This is a genomic window from Pseudomonas sp. TNT3 (genome assembly GCF_010095445.2).
Classification (GTDB): Bacteria; Pseudomonadota; Gammaproteobacteria; order Pseudomonadales; family Pseudomonadaceae; genus Aquipseudomonas.
The window spans coordinates 23,665-43,318 of record NZ_WFGV02000048.1 but is presented as its reverse complement, the minus strand read 5'-3'; the positions used below and the strand labels follow the sequence as shown (position 1 = coordinate 43,318).

General features: G+C 61.2%; 21 protein-coding genes. 20 read left to right on the top strand and 1 reads right to left on the bottom strand.

Going from position 1 to position 19,654, the window contains the following annotated elements; translation table 11 throughout:
• Positions 1–148 precede the first annotated feature (148 nt).
• Entirely contained in the window at positions 149–919 is a 771-nt protein-coding gene (locus tag GBC55_RS23345; RefSeq protein WP_162439885.1) for a ParA family protein, read from the bottom strand.
• Between the two features lie 262 nt (positions 920–1,181).
• On the opposite strand from GBC55_RS23345, the gene GBC55_RS23340 reads away from it, so the two are divergent.
• From GBC55_RS23340 to GBC55_RS23245, 20 genes are all read left to right on the top strand, one after another.
• The gene (locus tag GBC55_RS23340) at positions 1,182–1,907 is read left to right on the top strand and encodes a beta-ketoacyl synthase chain length factor (RefSeq protein ID WP_162439886.1); all 726 of its coding nucleotides are present in this window, start codon (positions 1,182–1,184) and stop codon (positions 1,905–1,907) included.
• Positions 1,883–2,692 (top strand): lysophospholipid acyltransferase family protein, encoded by an 810-nt coding sequence (locus GBC55_RS23335; RefSeq protein ID WP_162439887.1) that lies wholly within the window; start codon positions 1,883–1,885, stop codon positions 2,690–2,692. The genes GBC55_RS23340 and GBC55_RS23335 overlap by 25 nt, the downstream gene beginning before the upstream one ends.
• Positions 2,673–2,933, top strand: coding sequence for a phosphopantetheine-binding protein (locus GBC55_RS23330; RefSeq protein WP_162439888.1), 261 nt, complete (start codon positions 2,673–2,675; stop codon positions 2,931–2,933). Before GBC55_RS23335 ends, GBC55_RS23330 begins: the two co-directional genes overlap by 20 nt.
• A gap of 9 nt (positions 2,934–2,942) precedes the next feature.
• Positions 2,943–3,197, top strand: a complete 255-nt coding sequence (locus GBC55_RS23325; RefSeq protein ID WP_059408122.1) for an acyl carrier protein — start codon at positions 2,943–2,945, stop codon at positions 3,195–3,197.
• Positions 3,194–3,739, top strand: coding sequence for a hypothetical protein (locus GBC55_RS23320; protein WP_162439889.1), 546 nt, complete (start codon positions 3,194–3,196; stop codon positions 3,737–3,739). Before GBC55_RS23325 ends, GBC55_RS23320 begins: the two co-directional genes overlap by 4 nt.
• Positions 3,736–5,415, top strand: a complete 1,680-nt coding sequence (locus GBC55_RS23315; protein WP_162439890.1) for an acyl-CoA synthetase family protein — start codon at positions 3,736–3,738, stop codon at positions 5,413–5,415. The genes GBC55_RS23320 and GBC55_RS23315 overlap by 4 nt, the downstream gene beginning before the upstream one ends.
• A 146-nt stretch (positions 5,416–5,561) precedes the next feature.
• Positions 5,562–6,296, top strand: a complete 735-nt coding sequence (locus tag GBC55_RS23310; protein ID WP_162439891.1) for a glycosyltransferase family 2 protein — start codon at positions 5,562–5,564, stop codon at positions 6,294–6,296.
• Complete coding sequence (locus tag GBC55_RS23305) at positions 6,293–7,234, top strand: glycosyl transferase (RefSeq protein ID WP_162439892.1); 942 nt, start codon at positions 6,293–6,295, stop codon at positions 7,232–7,234. Before GBC55_RS23310 ends, GBC55_RS23305 begins: the two co-directional genes overlap by 4 nt.
• Positions 7,215–8,759, top strand: a complete 1,545-nt coding sequence (locus tag GBC55_RS23300) for an aromatic amino acid ammonia-lyase (protein ID WP_162439893.1) — start codon at positions 7,215–7,217, stop codon at positions 8,757–8,759. Before GBC55_RS23305 ends, GBC55_RS23300 begins: the two co-directional genes overlap by 20 nt.
• Entirely contained in the window at positions 8,752–9,177 is a 426-nt protein-coding gene (locus GBC55_RS23295) for an acyl-CoA thioesterase (RefSeq protein WP_162439894.1), read from the top strand. Before GBC55_RS23300 ends, GBC55_RS23295 begins: the two co-directional genes overlap by 8 nt.
• Before the next feature lie 155 nt (positions 9,178–9,332).
• Positions 9,333–9,917: an outer membrane lipoprotein carrier protein LolA gene (locus tag GBC55_RS23290; RefSeq protein ID WP_247266982.1), complete on the top strand. Its 585-nt coding sequence runs from the start codon at positions 9,333–9,335 to the stop codon at positions 9,915–9,917.
• Positions 9,901–12,243, top strand: coding sequence for an MMPL family transporter (locus tag GBC55_RS23285; protein ID WP_162439895.1), 2,343 nt, complete (start codon positions 9,901–9,903; stop codon positions 12,241–12,243). The genes GBC55_RS23290 and GBC55_RS23285 overlap by 17 nt, the downstream gene beginning before the upstream one ends.
• Positions 12,243–13,400, top strand: a complete 1,158-nt coding sequence (locus GBC55_RS23280) for a sodium:proton antiporter (RefSeq protein ID WP_162439896.1) — start codon at positions 12,243–12,245, stop codon at positions 13,398–13,400. Before GBC55_RS23285 ends, GBC55_RS23280 begins: the two co-directional genes overlap by 1 nt.
• On the top strand, positions 13,387–14,634 hold the full coding sequence (locus GBC55_RS23275) for an NAD(P)/FAD-dependent oxidoreductase (protein ID WP_162439897.1): 1,248 nt from the start codon (positions 13,387–13,389) through the stop codon (positions 14,632–14,634). Before GBC55_RS23280 ends, GBC55_RS23275 begins: the two co-directional genes overlap by 14 nt.
• The gene (locus GBC55_RS23270; protein ID WP_162439898.1) at positions 14,631–15,356 is read left to right on the top strand and encodes a class I SAM-dependent methyltransferase; all 726 of its coding nucleotides are present in this window, start codon (positions 14,631–14,633) and stop codon (positions 15,354–15,356) included. The genes GBC55_RS23275 and GBC55_RS23270 overlap by 4 nt, the downstream gene beginning before the upstream one ends.
• Entirely contained in the window at positions 15,356–15,952 is a 597-nt protein-coding gene (locus GBC55_RS23265) for a hypothetical protein (protein WP_247266981.1), read from the top strand. Before GBC55_RS23270 ends, GBC55_RS23265 begins: the two co-directional genes overlap by 1 nt.
• Positions 15,949–17,145, top strand: a complete 1,197-nt coding sequence (locus GBC55_RS23260; protein ID WP_162439899.1) for a beta-ketoacyl-[acyl-carrier-protein] synthase family protein — start codon at positions 15,949–15,951, stop codon at positions 17,143–17,145. Before GBC55_RS23265 ends, GBC55_RS23260 begins: the two co-directional genes overlap by 4 nt.
• A complete protein-coding gene (locus GBC55_RS23255; RefSeq protein WP_162439900.1) occupies positions 17,142–17,606 on the top strand; it encodes a hotdog family protein in 465 nt (154 codons plus the stop codon). Before GBC55_RS23260 ends, GBC55_RS23255 begins: the two co-directional genes overlap by 4 nt.
• Positions 17,599–18,327 (top strand): 3-oxoacyl-ACP reductase FabG, encoded by a 729-nt coding sequence (fabG, locus tag GBC55_RS23250; RefSeq protein ID WP_162439901.1) that lies wholly within the window; start codon positions 17,599–17,601, stop codon positions 18,325–18,327. Before GBC55_RS23255 ends, fabG begins: the two co-directional genes overlap by 8 nt.
• Entirely contained in the window at positions 18,327–19,553 is a 1,227-nt protein-coding gene (locus GBC55_RS23245) for a beta-ketoacyl-ACP synthase (RefSeq protein ID WP_162439902.1), read from the top strand. Before fabG ends, GBC55_RS23245 begins: the two co-directional genes overlap by 1 nt.
• The last annotated feature ends 101 nt before the right edge of the window (positions 19,554–19,654 follow it).

The following is a 19,654-nucleotide window of genomic DNA, read 5'->3' as shown; positions in this document are numbered from 1 at the left end:
AAACTCAGGCTTTGGTGGCCTTGGCTCGCAAGCTCTGTCGGGTGGCGTTCGCTCTGATGAAAAATCAGAGCGAATACCTATCGGCTTGAGAATTTTGTGTTGCTGGGCAACATAGAATCTCCCACATGGGTTCTGTGTTCTCGGTAAATCAGGCGTTTTCGAGAAGGTTATGCAACTCGACAAATTGCTGGGTCAGCTTGTGCCGAGGATCGAGATGAATCAGCGGCGTATTGGCCTGATGGGATTCGCGCATGCGCACCGACGTACTCAGGTAAACAGGCAGCACCGGCAATCCTTCCGCAATCAGCTCATCGAGGATTTGCTGCGGCAGGCTGGCCCGGGCCTGAAACTGGTTAACGACGATGCCTTCTACTTCCAGGCCTTCGTTATGGTCTTCCTTCAGTTCTTCAATTTCAGCCAGCAAACCATACAGCGCCTGGCGCGAAAAACTGTCGCAATCGAACGGTATCAACACGCGATCGGCTGCGATCAATGCCGAAACCGCATAGAAATTCAGCGCTGGCGGCGTATCGAGATAGATCCGATCGTAATCTTCGGACAATTCGTCGAGCAGTTTGCGCAGCTTGTTGATCTTGTGTTTCGCCTCAAGTTTGGGCTGCAAGTCGGCCAGCTCGGCAGTGGCGGTGATGACATGGAGATTATCGAAAGGGGTTTCGTAGATGTCGACCCTGTTTTTCTTCGAGAACGGCCCGGAAGACAGGGTCTGCTTGAAGAAATCGGCAATGCCCATCGGGATGTCATTACCGGTAAGACCTGTCAGGTACTGAGTGGAGTTTGCCTGGGCATCGAGATCCACCAATAGGGTGCGATAGCCTTCACTGGCGCTGACCGCTGCCAGATTGCAGGCAATGCTGGATTTGCCTACGCCACCTTTTTGATTAAACACCACGCGACGCATGTCAAAACCTCCGTGTATCAAAGAATGACCGAGTGTAGTGGTCTACCACGCCGCTTAGCTACCTCCTCCGTCGCAATATGAATGCTGGCCAAGCGACATCTTTTCCCGAACCAACCGGTACATTTTGTTGAGCAAAATGTAACCAGCATTTGCTACACGCCCGCTGCACCGGGATAATGCGCGCCACTCGGCGCCTGGCGCCACGCAAGGCATGTCGCTGGTTCGTGACTCACTGCGTCAAAAAAGCCCAGGGGCGGGATGAATGTCTGTGATCAATTTCAACATCGCCCAATGGCGCGCTTGGGCCCCTGGGCTCGAAAGTGTGGACGACTGGCAGGCCTGGAGCCGCGATCCGGTCGTGCTGCCGAGCAGCGATGCAGCCCCCGACGTCTCTTTTCTACCCGCGATGCAGCGTCGCCGACTCAGCCGTCTGGCGCGGATGGCTTTCAGTGTTGGCTGGCCGTTGGCCGATGGTCTGAAGGATTTACCGCTGGTCTTTATTTCCCGACACGGCGAAACCCCACGCACCTTCGACATCTTGAGTGAACTGGCCGCTGATCAGCCTCTTTCACCGACCCAGTTCAGTCTCTCTGTTCACAACGCGATCATCGGTCTCTGGTCGATCATGCGGGGTGAAACCAGTGAAATGACCGCGCTCGCGGCGGCCGGCGACGGGCTGGAACACGGCATGCTAGAGGCGGCGGCGCTGCTTGAAGAAGGCGCGACCGCGGTGCTGGTGGTGGTCACCGAAGAGCAACCGCCCGAAGCCTACTCGACCTGGATTGACGATGTGCCGTTCCCGTATGCGCTGGGCCTGTTGCTCACACCCGGTAAAGATTGGCAGCTGTCCCTGAACAGCACCCCACAAGCATTGTCCAAACCCCACTGGCCTCACGCACTGAATCTCTTGCGTACCCTGCTCGGCCAGCAGACCACCTGCCAACATGCCTGGAAAAATCGTGTATGGACCTGGCAACGCAACCAGTAACCGAGAAAGCCCGCGACGCCTATTACTGGCGTCTGCTGGCAACCGCCGCCAGCTTCACCCTCTTCGGGTTGGGCGGGCTGTGCCTGCGCCTGGTGGTTTTCCCGATCCTGAACTGCCTGCCTGGTGATACCCAGACCCACAGGCTGCGGGCAAGGAAAACCGTCAGTCGCTGTTTCTGGTTTTTTGTGCGGTTCATGGCCCGCTCCGGCGTGCTGACCTACAACATTCAGGGCGCCGAAAAGCTCGGCCGGCCAGGGCAGATGATCGTGGCCAATCACCCGTCGCTGATCGACGTAGTGTTTCTGATCGGCCTTGTGCCCCACGCCAACTGCGTGGTCAAAAAAAGCCTGTGGGAAAATCCCTTCACCCGTGGCCCCCTGCGCAGCACCGACTACATCAGTAACGACGGCAGCATGGACATGCTTGATGCCGCCGCCGATGCGCTGAAAAGCGGCCAGACCCTGATCATCTTTCCCGAAGGCACTCGCACCCAGCCCGGTAAACCACCGGCCTTTCATCGGGGGGCCGCGGCAATCGCGCTGCGCGGTGCGGAAATCCTCACTCCGGTGACCATTAAAGTCAGCCCCACGACGCTCACCAAGGCCGAGCCCTGGTATCGCATTCCGAAACGCCGCGTGCACTTCAGTTTCCACGTCGGGGCCGATATAGACCCACAAGCCTTCGCCGCGTGTGGCCCGGCGCCCCAGGCCTCACGCAAGCTCAACGATTTTTTGCATTCTTACTACATTAAGGAGCTCGCCGAAGATGAGCGAACTACACCGTGAAATCAAACAACTGATCATTGACGCCCTGGGCCTTGAAGACATCAGCGCACAAGACATCGGCGACGACCAGACACTGTTCGGCGAAGGCTTGGGCCTGGACTCGGTAGATGCGCTTGAACTCGGCCTGGCGATCCAGAAAAAGTACGGCATCAAAATCGATGCCGATGCGAAGGACACGCGCAATCACTTCAGTAACGTGGCGAGCCTTGCGGCGTTCGTCACCGCAAAACAGGCAGCTTGAGACCGGACCATGCAAACTCGTGACGACATATTCAACACCTTGCGCGATGCCTTGGTCGAACTCTTCGAGCTGGACCCCGAGCGCGTAAGCCTCGAATCCAATCTGTACCAGGACCTGGAAATCGACAGTATCGATGCCGTCGACCTGATCGATCACATCAAGCGTCAAACCGGCAAGAAAATCGCCGCCGAGGAGTTCAAATCGGTGCGTACCGTCAGCGACGTGGTAGAGGCGGTTTACCGTCTGGTTGAACCCGCCGCATGAGCCGATTGATCGGCCTGGGCCTGCTGCTGGCGGGCCTGCTGTACCCTTTCGCGGTGTATTTCGGCATGGAGCATTTCGCCCCGTGGCAATTTGGTTTGCTGCTGGGCAGCTTGTGGCTGGCGCGGGCGCTATTGGGGTCACGCAAGCCAGGCAGCGTGTGGATGGCGATCACCGCGATAACGTTTTGCCTGTTACTGGCGGTGTTCGACAGCCCGCTGTTGCTGCGTTGGTACCCGGTGCTGATCAGCGCATTCATGCTCGGCCTGTTTGGTCTGAGCCTGAAATTCGGTCCGCCGATGGTCGAACGCCTGGCTCGCCTGCGTGAGCCGCATCTGCCGGCCAAGGCCATTGTTTATACCCGCCAGGTGACCATCGCCTGGAGCGTATTTTTTCTGTGTAACGGTTTGCTGGCCGCCGCCCTGACCCTCTGGGCTCCGCTGAGTTGGTGGATGTTGTACACCGGCCTGATCTCCTACGGGTTGATGGGGCTGCTGTTTGCCATTGAATGGCTGATACGCCAACGGGTACGAGGCCACCCATGAATTGGATAAAACTTGAGCATCTGCTGCTCAAGGCTCATCCGGAGCGCGCCGTGACGGCCGAGCCGGTACTGAATCACGCGCACCTGTGCGAACAGGCATTGAGTCTGGCCGCCGGCCTGAAAGAGCAAGGCGTGCAGCGTGTCGCCGTGCATTTCGAAGACGCAGCGGATCTGGCCATTGCCCTGCTCGGTGCCTGGCGCGCCGGTGTTAGCGTGCTGCTGCCTGCCGATCTGCAACCCCAAACGCGCCAGCGCTGGTCGAGCGACGTCGACCTGTGGCTGACCGATCTGGCAGGCGATGGGCACCTGACCGATTATCAACATCCGCCAATGCCCCCCGCCGAACTGGATCTGGACCTTTGTCGGTTGAGCGTGTGTACCTCCGGTTCCAGCGGTGAACCCAAGCGGATCGAGAAAACCCTTCGTCAACTGGCCATTGAAGTCCAAGCGCTGGAAGCGCTCTGGGGCGTGGACCTGGGCGAGGCTTGCATCATCTCCAGCGTCGCCACCCAGCATATTTATGGATTGCTGTTCAGGGTGCTGTGGCCGCTGTGCGCCGGACGTCCGTTCGTGCGCACGCAACTGGCCTTCCCGGAGGACCTGCAGCGCGCCAGCCGCGAACAGCACACCTTCGCCTGGGTCGCCAGCCCGGCACTGCTCAAGCGCATGGGTGACAACCTCGACTGGCCAGCCTTGAGCGCGGTGCGTCGGGTGTTCTCATCCGGCGGCGCCTTACCGGCCGAGGCCGCGCAACGTTTGCAGCAGCGCTTGCAACAGTGGCCGACAGAAATTCTCGGCAGCTCGGAAACGGGGGGTATTGCCTGGCGTCAGGCAGATGACCTGTGGCGACCCTTTACCGGTGTCGAGCTGAGCCAGGACAGCGACGGCGCGCTGCTTGTCGCTTCGCCTTATCTGCCACCCGGTCATACCGAACACACTGCGGATGCTGCGCGAATCGCTGCCGACGGCCGATTCGAATTGCTGGGGCGGCTGGACCGAATCGTCAAACTGGAAGAAAAGCGTATCTCGCTTCCGATGCTCGAACACGCCCTGATGGCCCACGGCTGGGTGGCTGAAGCGCGCCTTGGCGTCGTGCAGGAAAACCGCGCCTCATTGGGCGCGCTGCTGGTGCTGAGCGAGTCCGGCCTGCATGCCTTGCGCAATCAAGGCCGGCGCACACTCACTGAAGCACTGCGCCAGCACCTGAGCCAGCACTGCGAAACCCTGGCGCTGCCGCGACGCTGGCGTCTTTTGCGGCAACTGCCGCTGAACGCGCAGGGCAAACTGCCGCAAGCCCAGGTCGAAGCATTGCTGTTGGCGCCGCGTCCAAAAACACCGGAGGTGCTCGAACAGGTTGAGGTCGAGGGTGAATGGAGCCTGCAACTGGCGGTGCCACCGGACCTCGCCTTTTTCAGCGGTCATTTCCCGCAGACGCCAGTGTTACCGGGCGTGGTGCAGGTGGATTGGGCGTTAAGCTTTGGCCAGCAACTGATGAACCTGCCGGAAAAATTTGCCGGCATGGAGGTCCTGAAATTTCAGCAACTGGTGCGTCCTGGGGATGAAGTGCAACTGCATCTGCGCTTCGACCCGGTACGCAGCAAGTTGTATTTCGCCTATCGCAACGAGACCGCGACCTGTTCAAGCGGGCGGATTTTGCTGGAGGCCAATGGTGGGTAATGTACGATCCCCTGTAGCAGCTGCCGAAGGCTGCGTCCGAGTGCGAAGCACTCGCCTTGGCCTGCCCATTCACTCCAAAAAACCCTCAACGACCGCTTCGCGGCCGGACACAGGCTTCGCCAGCTGCTACAGGGGTGTGAATCTTCATGCATAACCCCTGCGCCATCATCCCCGTCTACAACCACGAAACCGCCATCACCACCGTGGTCGATGCGGTGCTCGGCAGTCGCCTGCCCTGCCTTTTGGTTGACGATGCCAGCGATCCAGCCTGTGCAAAAGTACTCGACCAACTGGCCCAGCGCGAGAACGTCTACCTGATCCGCCTCACCGCTAACCAGGGCAAGGGCGGCGCGGTCATGACCGGTCTGCGCGAGGCTTCCCGCCTGGGTTTCAGCCACGCCTTGCAGGTGGACGCCGATGGTCAACACGACCTGCTGGACGTGAGTGTTTTCATCGAGCAATCGCGTACGCATCCCGAAGCAGTCATTTGCGGTTATCCGCAGTACGACGACAGCGTGCCAAAAGGTCGCTTGTATGCCCGCTACCTGACTCACGTCATGGTCTGGATCAACACGCTGTCGTTGCAGATACGCGATTCCATGTGCGGCTTTCGCGTCTACCCAGTGCCACCGACCCTGGCGCTGATCAATTCGGCAAAAATTGGCAAACGCATGGATTTCGACTCGGACATCCTCGTGCGACTGGCCTGGCGCAACCAGCCCATGCACTGGCTGCCCACCAAGGTTCATTACCCGCTGGACGGCGTTTCGCATTTCCGCCTGTTCCACGACAACGTGCTGATTTCGAGCATGCACACACGCCTGTTCTTCGGCATGTTGCTGCGGGCGCCGGTGATTCTCTGGCGGCGGTGGCGAGCATGAGCGTCGACAACGAGCACTGGGCCGACCGCGAGGAACGCGGCAGTTTCTGGCTGATGAAATTCACCGCCGTCTGCGCCAAAGTGCTGGGCCGGCGGTTGCTCAGCCCGCTGCTGTACGGCATCGTCCTGTACTTTTTCCTGTTCGGCCGCAGCGCTCGTAAAAGCGCCTGGCAATACCAGCAGCGCCTCGCCGACTGGAGTGGCCGCAGCGAACTGCGCCCGACCCATTGGCGGGTGTTCGGTCAGTTCATGGCGTTTGCCGATTCCATGCTCGACAAGCTCGACGTGTGGAACGGCAAACTGAGCATCGAGCAGATCGAAATCATCGACCCGGCGCTGCTGCGCAGTCAGCTACGCGGTACTCGCGGGCAGATGCTGGTGGGCGCACATTTGGGCAACCTCGAAGTCTGCCGCGCGCTCGCCGAGATCGGCGAAAAGGTCACCATGAACGTGCTGGTGCACACCAAGCACGCCGAACAATTCAATCGTTTGCTGGGCGAAGCCGGGGCGACCAACCTGCGCCTGATCCAGGTCAGCGAGCTGAACCCGGTGATCATGCTGCAACTGCATGAGCGCCTGGAGCGCGGTGAATGGCTGGCGATTGCCGGCGACCGCGTGCCGCTGCACGGCGGGCGTAGCGTCACGGTGGACTTTCTCGGGCATCAAGCGGCATTCCCCCAAGGACCGTGGCTGCTGGCCGGACTGCTCAAGTGCCCGGTCAATCTGTTGCTGTGCCTCAAGAAACCCACAGGCGACTATCGACTGACCCTCGAACCGTTCACCGACGCCGTGGTCTGGAAACGAAGCGAGCGCGAGCAGGTCATTCATCAGTGGGCGACCCGCTACGCCGAACGCTTGGGTCACTATTGCCTCGAAGCCCCTCAACAATGGTTCAACTTTTACCCTTTCTGGAAGACCGATGACGACGCCAACGCTTGAGCCGGTAACTTTCGGCGAACTCCCTTTGTCCATCGAAGACGTGCTGGCCCTGGCCAACCGTCAGGCGTCGACGCAATTGCAAGGCGACCCCGAGTTCCGTCGGCGTATCGCCAAGGGCGCGCAGTTCCTGGATTCCCTGCTGGACAAGGAAGGTGTGATCTACGGTGTCACCACCGGTTATGGCGACTCTTGCGTGGTGGCGGTGCCGCTGCATCACGTCGAGGCGTTGCCCCGTCATCTCTACACGTTCCACGGCTGCGGCCTGGGCAAATTGCTCGACGCCCAGGCGACTCGTGCGGTACTCGCCGCACGTTTGCAGTCGCTGTGCCAAGGAGTGTCCGGGGTTCGCGTGGAACTGCTCGAACGCCTCCAGGCGTTCATCGAACACGACATCCTGCCGCTGATTCCCGAGGAAGGTTCGGTAGGCGCCAGCGGGGATCTGACGCCGTTGTCCTATGTTGCCGCGACGTTATCGGGAGAACGCGAGGTGATGTTCCGTGGCGAACGTCGACAGGCCGCTGATGTGCATGACGAACTCGGCTGGGAGCCGTTGGTGCTGCGTCCCAAGGAAGCGCTGGCGTTGATGAACGGTACTGCCGTCATGACCGGCCTCGCTTGCCTGGCCTATGCCCGCGCCGATTACCTGTTGCAACTCGCCACGCGCATCACGGCGCTGAACGTGGTTGCGCTGCAAGGCAATCCGGAGCACTTCGACGAGCGCCTGTTCGCCGCCAAGCCTCATCCCGGGCAGATGCAAGTGGCCGCCTGGCTGCGCAAGGACCTGGCAATCGACGCGCCGACTGCACCGCTGCATCGCCTGCAGGACCGCTATTCCCTGCGTTGTGCGCCGCACGTTCTCGGCGTGCTGGCTGACAGCCTGAACTGGCTGCGCTCCTTCATCGAAATCGAGCTCAACAGCGCCAATGACAACCCGATCATCGACGCCGAAGCCGAGCGTGTGCTGCACGGCGGGCACTTTTACGGCGGTCACATTGCCTTCGCGATGGACAGCCTGAAGAACTTGGTCGCCAACGTCGCCGATCTGCTGGATCGCCAACTGGCGCTGCTGGTGGACGAGCGTTACAACCACGGCCTGCCGAGCAATCTGTCCGGCGCCAAAGCTGATCGCGCGATGCTCAACCATGGCTTCAAGGCGGTGCAGATCGGTACCAGTGCCTGGACCGCCGAAGCGCTGAAAAATACCATGCCCGCCAGTGTGTTTTCGCGCTCCACCGAGTGTCACAACCAGGACAAGGTGAGCATGGGCACCATCGCGGCGCGGGACGCCATTCGCGTGCTTGAACTGACCGAGCAGGTCGCTGCCGCCACGCTGCTGGCCGCCAATCAAGGCGTCTGGTTGCGCAGCAAAGCCGAGGACGCGCGTCCTCTGCCACCGGCCCTGGCGGCCATGCACGAAGCCCTGGGCAAGGACTTCCCGCCGGTCATCGAAGATAGGGCACTGGAAGGCGAATTGCGTCTGTGCCTCAAGCGAATTGCCGAACAACACTGGAGGCTTCATGCGTAGCAGGGGCGTGCTTCACACCGATACGGAAATCCAGGTGCCATTTTTCGACGTCGACACCATGCACGTCGTCTGGCACGGCCATTACGTCAAATACCTCGAAGTCGCCCGTTGCGCGTTGCTGGACAAGATCGGCCACAACTACACCGCCATGGTCGAGTCGGGCTATGCCTGGCCGGTCATCGACCTGCAACTGCGTTACGTGCGTGGCGCCGTGTTCGGCCAGAAGCTGAACGTGCGGGCCAATCTGGTGGAATGGGAAAACCGCCTGAAGATCAACTACCTGATCAGCGACCTGGACACCGGCGAACGCCTGACCCGCGCCGTGTCCGTGCAAGTCGCTGTCGACATGGACAGCCGTGAGATGCAACTCGCATCGCCCAAGGTCTTCACCGACGCAGTCGAAAGGATGCTTCCATGAACCTGCTGACGATCCTCTGTAGCAGCTGGCGAAGCCTGCGTCGGCTCCGGGGTCGCGCTCGACCTAAGCAGACGCCCGGCGAGATACCGCATGCTCAGGTTTCACGACGGCTTCGCCGCCGAACGCAGCCTCGCGGGCTCGGCAGCTGCTACAGGATGGTGGCGGGCTTGGTTTTAATGTTGGGTGTGTCGGCGGCACAGGCGTTTGATCTGCAACAACTCAGCAATCAACTGGCCAAACCCGATGTGATCCACGGCAGTTTCATTCAGGAAAAACACCTGCGCGCCCTGCCTCAACCGTTGACCAGCAAGGGCACGTTCGTTCTCGCAAAAAATCAGGGCCTGCTGTGGTTACTGAAAACGCCGCTGCAACAGGATTACCGCATCAACGACAAAGGCATCTCACGACGTGATGCCAACGGTTGGCAACTGCTACCGGGCAAAAGTGCCGGCGCCGAGCAGAACCGTTTGTTCCTCGCCGTCTTGCAAGGTGACAGCAGCGGACTGACCAGGGATTTCGAGCTGTCGCTAAGCGGCGACGCACAGGACTGGAAGCTGACCTTGATCCCCCGCTCGATGTTGCTCAAGCAGGTGTTCAACCAGATCAACATCACCGGGGGTGAGTTGGTGCACAGCATCGAACTGCTGGAAACCCAGGGCGACAGCACGCTGCTGCGCATGCAGGACAGCACCAGCGCACAACCGTTAACCGATGCGGAGCAGCATGACTTTGCCGAATGAACGCAGGCTCCCCACGTTCTTTCTGATCCTGCTGCTGGCGGTGCTAGCGCTCGCTGGTTGGCAATGGCGTGACGGCCCTCCGCTGTCGGCCAACCTCATGGAGTTGGTGCCGGGCACCGCCCCGGACGCATTGGAACTGCGCGCCGAACAACGCATGCAAGAACCGCTAAACCGGGAAATGCTGGTGCTGGTCGGCCATACCGATCGCCAGCAAGCCGTCGCGATGGCGCAGAAACTCGGGGAGCAGTGGCAGGCCAGCGGCCTGTTCGAAAAGGTCCAGTGGAACCTGCAAGCCGACCTGCCGGCGTTGCGCACGCAACTGTTGCAAGGTCGATTGGCAATGCTTTCCGCAGAGGATCGGCAACAGCTGATCGAGCATCCTGACGCGTTCATCCAACAGCGCGTACAAGCGCTGTTCGACCCTTTCACTGGCTTCACGCTGGTACCGAGCCAGGATGACTGGCTCGGCCTGACCGGACGCATCCAGAACAGCCAGCCGCAGCACGGCGCAGTGCAGCTGGACATCGGCAGCGGCGCGCTGATTGCCGACGCCGACGGCAAAAGTTGGGTGTTGCTGCGCGCACGCACCACCGGCAACGCTTTCGACTTGAAGCTGCCGTTGCAAGTGGCCGAGCTGCTCCAGACCAGTCGCGAAGAAGCGGCGCAGGCCGACGTGCAACTACTCGCCGCCAGTGGCTTGCTGTACGCCGCCAATGGCCAGCAGCAAGCCACCCGCGAGATGACCTGGGTGGGCGGCGGCGCGACGGTCGGGATTTTGCTGTTGCTGTTGCTGGCCTTCCGACGCTGGCGCGTTGTGCTCGCGTTCGTCCCGGTACTGGTGGGCATGCTGTTCGGCGCAGTCGCGTGCGTCGCGTTGTTCGGTCATATGCATGTCATGACGCTGGTGCTGGGTTCGAGCCTGATCGGCGTTGCCGTCGACTACCCGCTGCATTACCTGTCCAAGAGCTGGAGCCTGAAACCCTGGCACAGTTGGCCGGCCTTGCGCCTGACGTTGCCCGGCCTGACGCTGAGCCTGATCACCAGCTGCATCGGCTATCTCGCCCTGGCCTGGACGCCCTTTCCGGCCCTGACCCAGATCGCCGTGTTCTCTGCCGCCGGGCTGCTTGGCGCTTACCTGTCTGCGGTGTGCCTGTTACCTGCGCTGCTCAAGGGCGTCGATCTGCGACCAGCGCAATGGCCGCTGACAGTCTCCGAATACTTGCTGAAGCTGCGCGAGGCATTGCTCAAACATGCCAGCACGCCGGTGCTGCTGGCCTTGCTGATCGCCTTCTGCGTGGGCGGTCTGTTGAAGCTCGACAGCAAGAACGATATTCGCCAATGGGTCGGCGCACCGCAGCAATTGACCGATGAAGCTCAAGCCATTGCGCGCATCACCGGCTATCAGCCCACCAGTCAATTCTTCCTGGTGCGGGCGACCAATCAAGAGGAATTGCTCGAACGGCAAACCGCGCTGAGCGACCGCCTGGATCAACTGGTCAACCTGGAAAAACTTCAGGGCTACCTCTCGCTCAATCAATTGGTCAGTCAGCCAAGCGAGCAGTTGCAGGTGCGCGAAGCGCTGCAAAAACTGGCGCAATTCTGGCAGCCACTGCTCGACCTCGGTGTGCCGGCCGAAGCGCTGCACGCCGAAGTGACGAAGCTGCAGGCTTTGCCCACTCAGGACATCGACGCGGCACTGGCCGGCCCCTTGGCGGAGCCTTATCGCCCCCTCTGGCTGGGCCCGACCGATGACGGCGGTGTGGCGGCCATGGTCAGCCTGCAAGGTCTGAACAACCCTGCGCTGCTGCAAATTCAGGCGAGGGACTTGCCGGGAGTGGAACTGGTCGATCGCCTCGGTGAACTGAATTCGGTGTTTGCCGCCACCCAGATCAGCGCCGCTGAATTGAAACTCGCCTCCTGCGTATTGATCGTGCTGGTGCTGATCCTGCCGTTCGGCCTCGGCGGTGCCCTGCGCATCGTCGCCCTGCCGTTGCTGGCCGCACTGTGTAGCCTGGCCAGTCTGGGCTGGCTGGGACAACCGCTGACGTTGTTCAGCCTGTTCGGCCTGCTGCTGGTGACGGCGATCAGTGTCGATTACGCGATCCTCATGCGCGAGCAGGTCGGCGGCGCTGCCGTGAGCCTGCTGGGCACCTTGCTGGCAGCGCTGACCACCTGGCTGTCGTTCGGTTTACTCGCGGTTTCGAGCACCCCTGCCGTCAGCAACTTTGGCCTCTCGGTGAGCCTGGGCCTGGCCTTCAGCTTCATGCTGGCGCCGTGGGCCGGGCGCCAAAAACATGCGGTTGTGGTTGCGGAGCGGGCAGCGTGATGATCCTCGGGTTTTGGGCAATGGCCCTGGTGCTGTTCGCCGTGGCCACTCGTGTCGGGCGCCACTTCGGCCTGATCCCGATCGTCAGCCAATTGCTCCTGGCGACCCTCGGCTTGCCGCTGTTGATGTACTTCTGGATCGAGCCGGGCTGGCAGTTGAGCGGCGCTCAACTGATCTCGCCAACCTGGTTGAAAAATCTCTACAGCCTGAGTTTTGCCCTGCTGCTGGGACACATCCTCAGTGATGTGATCGACCTGCGCCTTGATCGCCAGAGCCTGAAAATCGCTCTGCCGAGTTTCTGCATTCCGTTCGCCTGCGGACTGGCGACGGCCGCTTGGCTGCTGCCGGCGCAACCGTGGATCAGTTCACTGGCGGTCGGTTTGCTGTTCGCCATTACCGCGATCCCGGTGTTGTACCTGTACCTGCGGCACATCAACTACCCGACTGCCGCCACTCGGCGACTGGTGCAAACCGCGATCCTGATCGACCTCACGTGCTGGACCCTGTTCGCCATCGCCCAGGGCAGCCTGCACCTGAGCAGCCTGTTGCTGCCACTCGCCGGGGCGTGCCTGCCGTTGCTGCTGCGTCTGCTCAGGCTGCGCCAACCGTTGCTGCACAGTGGCTGCTTCTTCGCCCTGCTGGTGCTCGCGGAACACTACAGGCTTAACGCGCTGATTCTCGGCATCGGTTATCTGTTGTGCATGGCCACATTGAAAGTGCCGCTGATTCTGCCGCTGCCGGCCCTGTGGATGAGTCGCCTGCAGACGTACATTGCGATCCCGCTGATCCTCACGTTCGGTATCGTGCAGATCAACGTCCACAGCGCCATGGACAGCCTCAGCGGACTGCAACTGAGTGCACTGCTGCTGTTGCCGATTGCCAGTAAACTGCTGGGCAACTGGCTCGGCCTGGGCTGGGCCGGTGCATCGTTCGAAGGCGCCAGCCGCTGGCGCGAAAGTATCCTGCTGAACATTCGCGGTTTGAGTGAGATCGTCTTTCTCAACCTGCTGTTGCAACAACAACTCATCAGCCCGGCGCTGTACTTTGCGCTGATGCTGATGGGCCTGATTGCGACACTGCTGCCGGCACTGGCCGGTATGCACCGAACCCCCATGAACATCGCCGCCCCGACAAGGAATCCCCATGCCAACAGTTGAAATGGAACGTCGCCAGGTTGTTGTCATCGGTGCAGGCCCGTCGGGCGCAATCGCCGCCGCGCTGCTCAAGCGCAAGGGGCACGATGTGCTGATGATCGAGCGCCAGCATTTCCCGAGGTTTTCCATCGGCGAAAGCCTGCTGTCCCACTGCCTGGATTTCGTCGAAGAAGCCGGCATGCTCGAGGCAGTGAACGCCGCCGGGTTCCAGCTGAAAACCGGCGCCGCCTTCGCCTGGGGCGAGCAGTACAGCGCCTTTGATTTTGGTGACACCTTCAGCAACGGCAAGCCCACCACCTTCCAGGTACAGCGCGCCGATTTCGACAAGCTGCTGGCGGATCAGGCCGCGTTGCAAGGCGTGGAAGTCCGCTACGGCGAAGCCATTGTCAGCGTTGATATCGACCGGCCAAACCCCCTGCTCGGTGTGCAGCGAGAAGACGGCAGCGAGTACCAGATCGAAGCCGGGTTCATGCTCGATGCCAGTGGTTACGGCCGCGTCCTGCCGCGCTTGCTCGACCTCGAAGCGCCCTCGAATTTTCCGGTGCGCCAGGCCGTGTTCACCCACGTCGAAGACCATATCGACAACCCGTCTTTCGACCGCACGAAAATCCTCGTCACCACCCACCCGACCCAACGCGACATCTGGTTCTGGACCATCCCCTTCAGCAATGGCCGATGCTCGGTAGGCGTGGTCGCGGCGGCGGAACATTTCGAAGGTCGCGCCGATAATCTCGACGACTGCCTGCGCGGATTCATCGCTGAAACCCCTAGCCTGTCCGGCGTGCTGAACAATGCCGTGTGGGATACGCCGGCGCGCACCATCGGCGGTTACTCCGCCAACGTCAAAACCCTGCACGGCCCGGGCTTTGCGTTGCTGGGTAATGCGGCGGAATTCCTTGATCCGGTCTTCTCCTCGGGCGTGACCATCGCCATGCGTTCGGCGAGCATGGCCGCCGCCGCTCTGCACCGCCAACTGCAAGGCGAAAGCGTCGACTGGCAGACCGAATTTGCCGAACCGCTCAAGCGTGGCGTGGACACGTTCCGCTGCTACGTCGAAGGCTGGTACGCCGGGACTTTCCAGGACGTGATTTACCACCCGGACAGCTCACCCGATATCCGCCGCATGATCAGCGCAATCCTAGCGGGCTATGCCTGGGACGTGCGCAACCCGTTCGTTGCCGAACCCAAACGCCGACTGCGCATGCTGTCGGAGCTCTGTGCAAGGGATGCGACATGAGTTACCTGAGCGACAACTACGTCGAGGAAACCCGCTTCGGCTTCTGGTTCCTGCGCAGCCATACCTGGCAGCACCATGTGTTGCGAGTCGCCATCAATGATTTGCGCAACCTGTTCACTGAAGCGCTGCCGTGCAATCCCGTGTTGCTGGATGCCGGTTGCGGTCAGGGCAAGTCGTTTCAGTACCTGCAACAGAGCTTCTCGCCTCAGCGATTGATCGGTCTGGACGCCGACCCACACAGCTTGCTCCTTAGCCGTGAAGAAGCGGCCCGTCAGGGGATGGAAGTTGAGTTGATCGGCAGCGACTGCGCCCGCATCAACGTGCCGGATGCCAGCGTTGACCTGCTGTTTTGCCACCAGACGTTCCACCATCTGGTCGAGCAAGACGAAGCCCTGGCCGAGTTCTACCGGGTGCTCAAGCCGGGCGGTTATCTGCTGTTCGCCGAGTCCACCGAGGCTTACATTGATACGTGGGTGATTCGCTGGTTGTTTCGTCATCCGATGCACGTGCAGAAAAGCGCTGCCGGGTATCTGCAGATGATCCGCCAACAGGGTTTCGAATTCAGTCCGCAGAACGTTTCGTACCCGTACCTGTGGTGGAGCCGCGCCAGGGATTTCGGTTTGCTTGAACGCTTCGGCTTGCGTCAGCCAAAGCCCTTTGGCCAGCGGGAAGAAACCCTGGTCAATGTGGTGGCCCGCAAACCGCTTGAGAGAGCACTGTGATGTTCACTGTCGTCAAATTCTGTGGGAGTGAGCCTGCTCGTGATTGCGGTGGCTCAGGCAATCTGACTGTTGGATGTAATACCGTCATCGCGAGCAGGCTCACGCCTACCGGGATAGCGAGGTTTTTGCTACTGGGCGCCGCCTTGCTGTTGAGCGCCTGTGCCAGCCGCGCGCCGCTGCCCGAGCAGACCCCGGACCTGCCATTGCCGTTGCAACTGCACATCCAGCGCCTGCAAGACGATCAGCGTCTGGACTGGGTGTTGGTGATCCAGCGCGAAGGCCCTGGGATTCGCTGGTCGATGATGGACTTGCTGGGTATCCCACAGGCACGGCAGAAACTGGTCGACGGTGAATGGCACGCCGACGGTCTGCTGCCGCCGAATCCAGAAGCGAGAGAGCTGTTCGCGGCACTGATGTTTGCGCTGACGCCCAAGGATCAACTCCAGGGTCACTATCCGCTCGCCTGGCAACATGGCGCACAACGGAGCCTGCCCGAGCACTGGGATGTGCGTTACGCGCAGCCGATGAATTTTGAGCTGACCCTGCCTAAAGGCCCGAAATATCAGGTCACGCCGCTGAGCGGGGACACGCCATGACGGCCTATCTGAACGCACTCGGGGTGATCTGTGCCCTGGGTCGGGACAAGCAGGAAGTAGCACACCATCTGTTTGCCGGTGACTGCTCCGGCATGCGCAATGAAAGCGGCTGGGTCGCAGACCGCTCATTACCGGTGGCCGCCGTACGCGGTGAGCTCGCCGCCATTCCCGCTGGACTCGCGGACCAAGGCACCCGTAATAATCAATTGCTGCTCGAAGCCGCGCTGCAGATTCGTGACGACATCGACCAGGCCATCCAGACTTACGGTCGTGATCGTATCGGCGTGGTCCTGGGCACCAGCACGTCGGGCATCGACGAAGCCAGTCGCGGGCTCGCTCACTACATTCGTGAAGATGAATTTCCCGCCCAATACGACTATCAGCAACAGGAACTCGGCGCGCCGGCGAATTTCCTTGCGCAATGGCTGCAATTGAGTGGTCCGGCCTATGTAATTTCCACCGCCTGCACGTCCAGCGCACGGGCGTTGATGAGTGCCCAGCGCCTGCTGAATCTCGGCCTGTGCGACGCGGTGCTGTGCGGCGGGGTCGACACCCTGTGCAAGCTGACATTGAACGGGTTCTCGGCGCTGGACGCGGTATCCGGGCAACGCTGCAATCCGTTTTCGGTCAATCGCAACGGCATCAACATCGGCGAAGCGGCGGTGCTGTTTCTGATGACCAGACGTGCCGGCGAACATCAATCGATTGCCCTGCTCGGCAGCGGCGCCAGCTCCGACGCCCATCACATATCCGCCCCGGAACCGACCGGCCGCGGAGCCCTGCAAGCGATGCGCAAAGCCTTGAACCGCGCGAACCTGCAACCCGAGCAGATTGGCTACCTGAACCTGCACGGCACCGCCACGCAACACAACGACGCCATGGAAAGCCTGGCGGTGGCTACGCTGTTCCCCTCAGGCGTGCCGTGTTCGTCGACCAAACCGATGACCGGTCATACCCTCGGCGCTGCCGGGGCGCTCGAAGCGGCGTTCTGCTGGTTGAGCCTGAGCACTGACAATCAACAGCACGCCTTGCCGCCGCACGTCTGGGATGGCCAGCCAGACCCTGGGCTGCCCGCACTGAAGTGGGTGACCCCGGCCGATCGGCTGACGTCCATTGCACCTCGCTACCTGATGAGCAATTCCTTTGCCTTCGGTGGCAACAACGTCAGCCTGATAATCGGAGACGCACCATGATCGACTGGCCGCTCGCCGAACTGCTGCCTCACGCTGGCGACATGATCCTGATCGAGCAGGTTTTGTCCTTCGATGACGAGCAGATCCTCACCCGGCTGACCGTCAAACCCGACGGCCTGTTCAACCGTCCCGACGGTAGCCTGCCAGCCTGGGTCGGCATCGAACTGATGGCCCAGAGCGTTGCCGCCTATGCCGGCTGTCATGCACGTCAGCGTGGTGATGCCGTGGCGCTGGGCTTCCTGCTGGGCACCCGTAAATTCGAATGCAACGTCGAACATTTCCCCGCCGGCACCGAGCTGACCATCCACGGGCTGCGCTCGCTGGAAGACGACAACGGCATGGGCGTGTTCGAATGCCACATCAACGCCCCCGGCATCCACGCCACCGCCCGTCTGAACGTGTTCCGCCCGCCTCAGCCTGCGCAATATCTTCATGAATCGAAGGAGTCCAGTCATGACTGAATCCGTACTGGTCACCGGTTCCAGCCGTGGCATCGGCCGCGCTATCGCCTTGCGGCTGGCCCAGGCCGGGCATGACATCGTGTTGCATTGCCGCAGCGGTCTCGCCGACGCGCAGGCGGTGAAGGCAGAAATCGAAGCCCTGGGCCGCCATGCCCGCGTGCTGCAATTCGACGTGTCCGACCGTGCCAGCTGCAAAGCCATTCTTGAGGCCGATGTGGAAACCCACGGCGCGTATTACGGGGTGGTACTGAATGCCGGGCTGACACGCGACGGTGCTTTTCCGGCCCTGAGCGAGGATGATTGGGATGTGGTGATGCGCACCAACCTCGACGGTTTCTACAACGTGCTGCACCCGGTGATGATGCCGATGATTCGTCGTCGCGCCGCTGGGCGGATCGTCTGCATCACGTCGGTGTCGGGGTTGATCGGCAACCGTGGCCAGGTCAATTACAGCGCCTCCAAGGCGGGCTTGATCGGTGCGGCGAAAGCCCTGGCGATCGAACTGGGCAAGCGCAAGATCACCGTCAACTGCGTCGCTCCCGGCCTGATCGATACGGCGATGCTCGATGAAAACGTGCCGGTGGAAGAACTGATGAAAATGATCCCCGCACAACGCATGGGCACCCCGGAAGAGGTGGCCGGTGCAGTGAATTTCCTGATGTCGGCGGAAGCGTCGTACATCACCCGGCAGGTTTTGGCCGTCAACGGAGGCCTGTGCTGATGAAGCGCGTCGTCGTCACCGGCATGGCCGGCATCACTTCTCTGGGCAGCGATTGGGAAACCATCGCCGGCAACTTCGCGGCCAACCGCAGCGGCATTCGCCGAATGGACGAGTGGGACCGGTTTACCGAACTCAACACCCGCCTGGCCGGGCCCATCGATGACTTCAAGGTGCCCAGCCACTGGACTCGCAAACAACTGCGCAGCATGGGCCGCGTTTCGCGCCTTGCCGTTGGAGCGTCAGAGCGAGCCCTCGCCGATGCCGGGTTGCTGGGCGATGAATCGATCAAGGATGGGCGCATGGGCGTCGCTTGCGGGTCTTCCACCGGCAGCACGGACGAGATCAAGGCCTTCGGCAACATGCTGCTCAACTCGGTCGCCGAGGGGCTCAACGCCAATTCCTACGTGCGCATGATGCCCCACACCACCGCCGCCAATATCAGCATCTTCTTCGGCCTCACCGGCCGGTTGATTCCGACGTCCAGCGCCTGCACCAGCGGCAGCCAGGGCATCGGTTACGCCTACGAATCGATCAAGTTCGGCCGCCTGCCGCTGATGCTCGCTGGCGGTGCCGAAGAACTGTGCCCCACCGAAGCCATGGTCTTCGATGCGCTCTACGCCACCAGCCTGAAAAATAACGCCCCGCAAACCACCCCGCGCCCTTATGACAAGGACCGCGACGGCCTGGTGATTGGTGAAGGTGGCGGCATGCTGGTGCTCGAAGAACTCGAACACGCCCTGGCTCGCGGTGCGCGCATTCATGCCGAACTCGTCGGCTTCGGCAGCAACGCCGACGGCCAGCACACCACCCGTCCGGAGCAAGTCACCATGCGCCGGGCCATGGAGCTGGCGCTGGAAGACGCAGGCTTGCAGCCGTCTGACATCGGCTACGTCAACGGTCACGGCACCGCGACCGAACAAGGCGACATTGCCGAAACCCTCGCGACCAGCGCGCTGTTTGGTGAACACATGCCGATCAGCTCGCAGAAAAGCTTCCTCGGCCACACCCTCGGCGCCTGCGGGGCGTTGGAGTCGTGGTTCAGCATCGAAATGATGAACAGCGATTTGTACGCACATACCTTCAACCTCGATGAAGTTGACCCGCATTGCGGCAAGCTGGAATACCTGCGGGGCGAGTTCCGGCAGATGAGTAATCAGTACGTGATGAACAACAATTTTGCGTTTGGCGGGGTGAATACGTCGCTGATTTTTCGGCGTTGGTCTTAATCTGCAAGTCCGCTCCCACATTGATGGTTTATTGATCGTTCCCACTCTCTGCGTGGGAATGCAGCCCGGGACGCTCAGCGTCCCATCCAGAGCCGAATGCG

Coding starts and splice junctions, on each gene's coding strand:
- GBC55_RS23345 (WP_162439885.1), bottom strand. CDS start 919: ATGCGTCGCGTGGTGTTTAATCAAAAAGGTGGCGTAGGCAAATCCAGC.
- GBC55_RS23340 (WP_162439886.1), top strand. CDS start 1,182: ATGTCTGTGATCAATTTCAACATCGCCCAATGGCGCGCTTGGGCCCCT.
- GBC55_RS23335 (WP_162439887.1), top strand. CDS start 1,883: ATGGACCTGGCAACGCAACCAGTAACCGAGAAAGCCCGCGACGCCTAT.
- GBC55_RS23330 (WP_162439888.1), top strand. CDS start 2,673: ATGAGCGAACTACACCGTGAAATCAAACAACTGATCATTGACGCCCTG.
- GBC55_RS23325 (WP_059408122.1), top strand. CDS start 2,943: ATGCAAACTCGTGACGACATATTCAACACCTTGCGCGATGCCTTGGTC.
- GBC55_RS23320 (WP_162439889.1), top strand. CDS start 3,194: ATGAGCCGATTGATCGGCCTGGGCCTGCTGCTGGCGGGCCTGCTGTAC.
- GBC55_RS23315 (WP_162439890.1), top strand. CDS start 3,736: ATGAATTGGATAAAACTTGAGCATCTGCTGCTCAAGGCTCATCCGGAG.
- GBC55_RS23310 (WP_162439891.1), top strand. CDS start 5,562: ATGCATAACCCCTGCGCCATCATCCCCGTCTACAACCACGAAACCGCC.
- GBC55_RS23305 (WP_162439892.1), top strand. CDS start 6,293: ATGAGCGTCGACAACGAGCACTGGGCCGACCGCGAGGAACGCGGCAGT.
- GBC55_RS23300 (WP_162439893.1), top strand. CDS start 7,215: ATGACGACGCCAACGCTTGAGCCGGTAACTTTCGGCGAACTCCCTTTG.
- GBC55_RS23295 (WP_162439894.1), top strand. CDS start 8,752: ATGCGTAGCAGGGGCGTGCTTCACACCGATACGGAAATCCAGGTGCCA.
- GBC55_RS23290 (WP_247266982.1), top strand. CDS start 9,333: ATGGTGGCGGGCTTGGTTTTAATGTTGGGTGTGTCGGCGGCACAGGCG.
- GBC55_RS23285 (WP_162439895.1), top strand. CDS start 9,901: ATGACTTTGCCGAATGAACGCAGGCTCCCCACGTTCTTTCTGATCCTG.
- GBC55_RS23280 (WP_162439896.1), top strand. CDS start 12,243: ATGATCCTCGGGTTTTGGGCAATGGCCCTGGTGCTGTTCGCCGTGGCC.
- GBC55_RS23275 (WP_162439897.1), top strand. CDS start 13,387: ATGCCAACAGTTGAAATGGAACGTCGCCAGGTTGTTGTCATCGGTGCA.
- GBC55_RS23270 (WP_162439898.1), top strand. CDS start 14,631: ATGAGTTACCTGAGCGACAACTACGTCGAGGAAACCCGCTTCGGCTTC.
- GBC55_RS23265 (WP_247266981.1), top strand. CDS start 15,356: ATGTTCACTGTCGTCAAATTCTGTGGGAGTGAGCCTGCTCGTGATTGC.
- GBC55_RS23260 (WP_162439899.1), top strand. CDS start 15,949: ATGACGGCCTATCTGAACGCACTCGGGGTGATCTGTGCCCTGGGTCGG.
- GBC55_RS23255 (WP_162439900.1), top strand. CDS start 17,142: ATGATCGACTGGCCGCTCGCCGAACTGCTGCCTCACGCTGGCGACATG.
- fabG (WP_162439901.1), top strand. CDS start 17,599: ATGACTGAATCCGTACTGGTCACCGGTTCCAGCCGTGGCATCGGCCGC.
- GBC55_RS23245 (WP_162439902.1), top strand. CDS start 18,327: ATGAAGCGCGTCGTCGTCACCGGCATGGCCGGCATCACTTCTCTGGGC.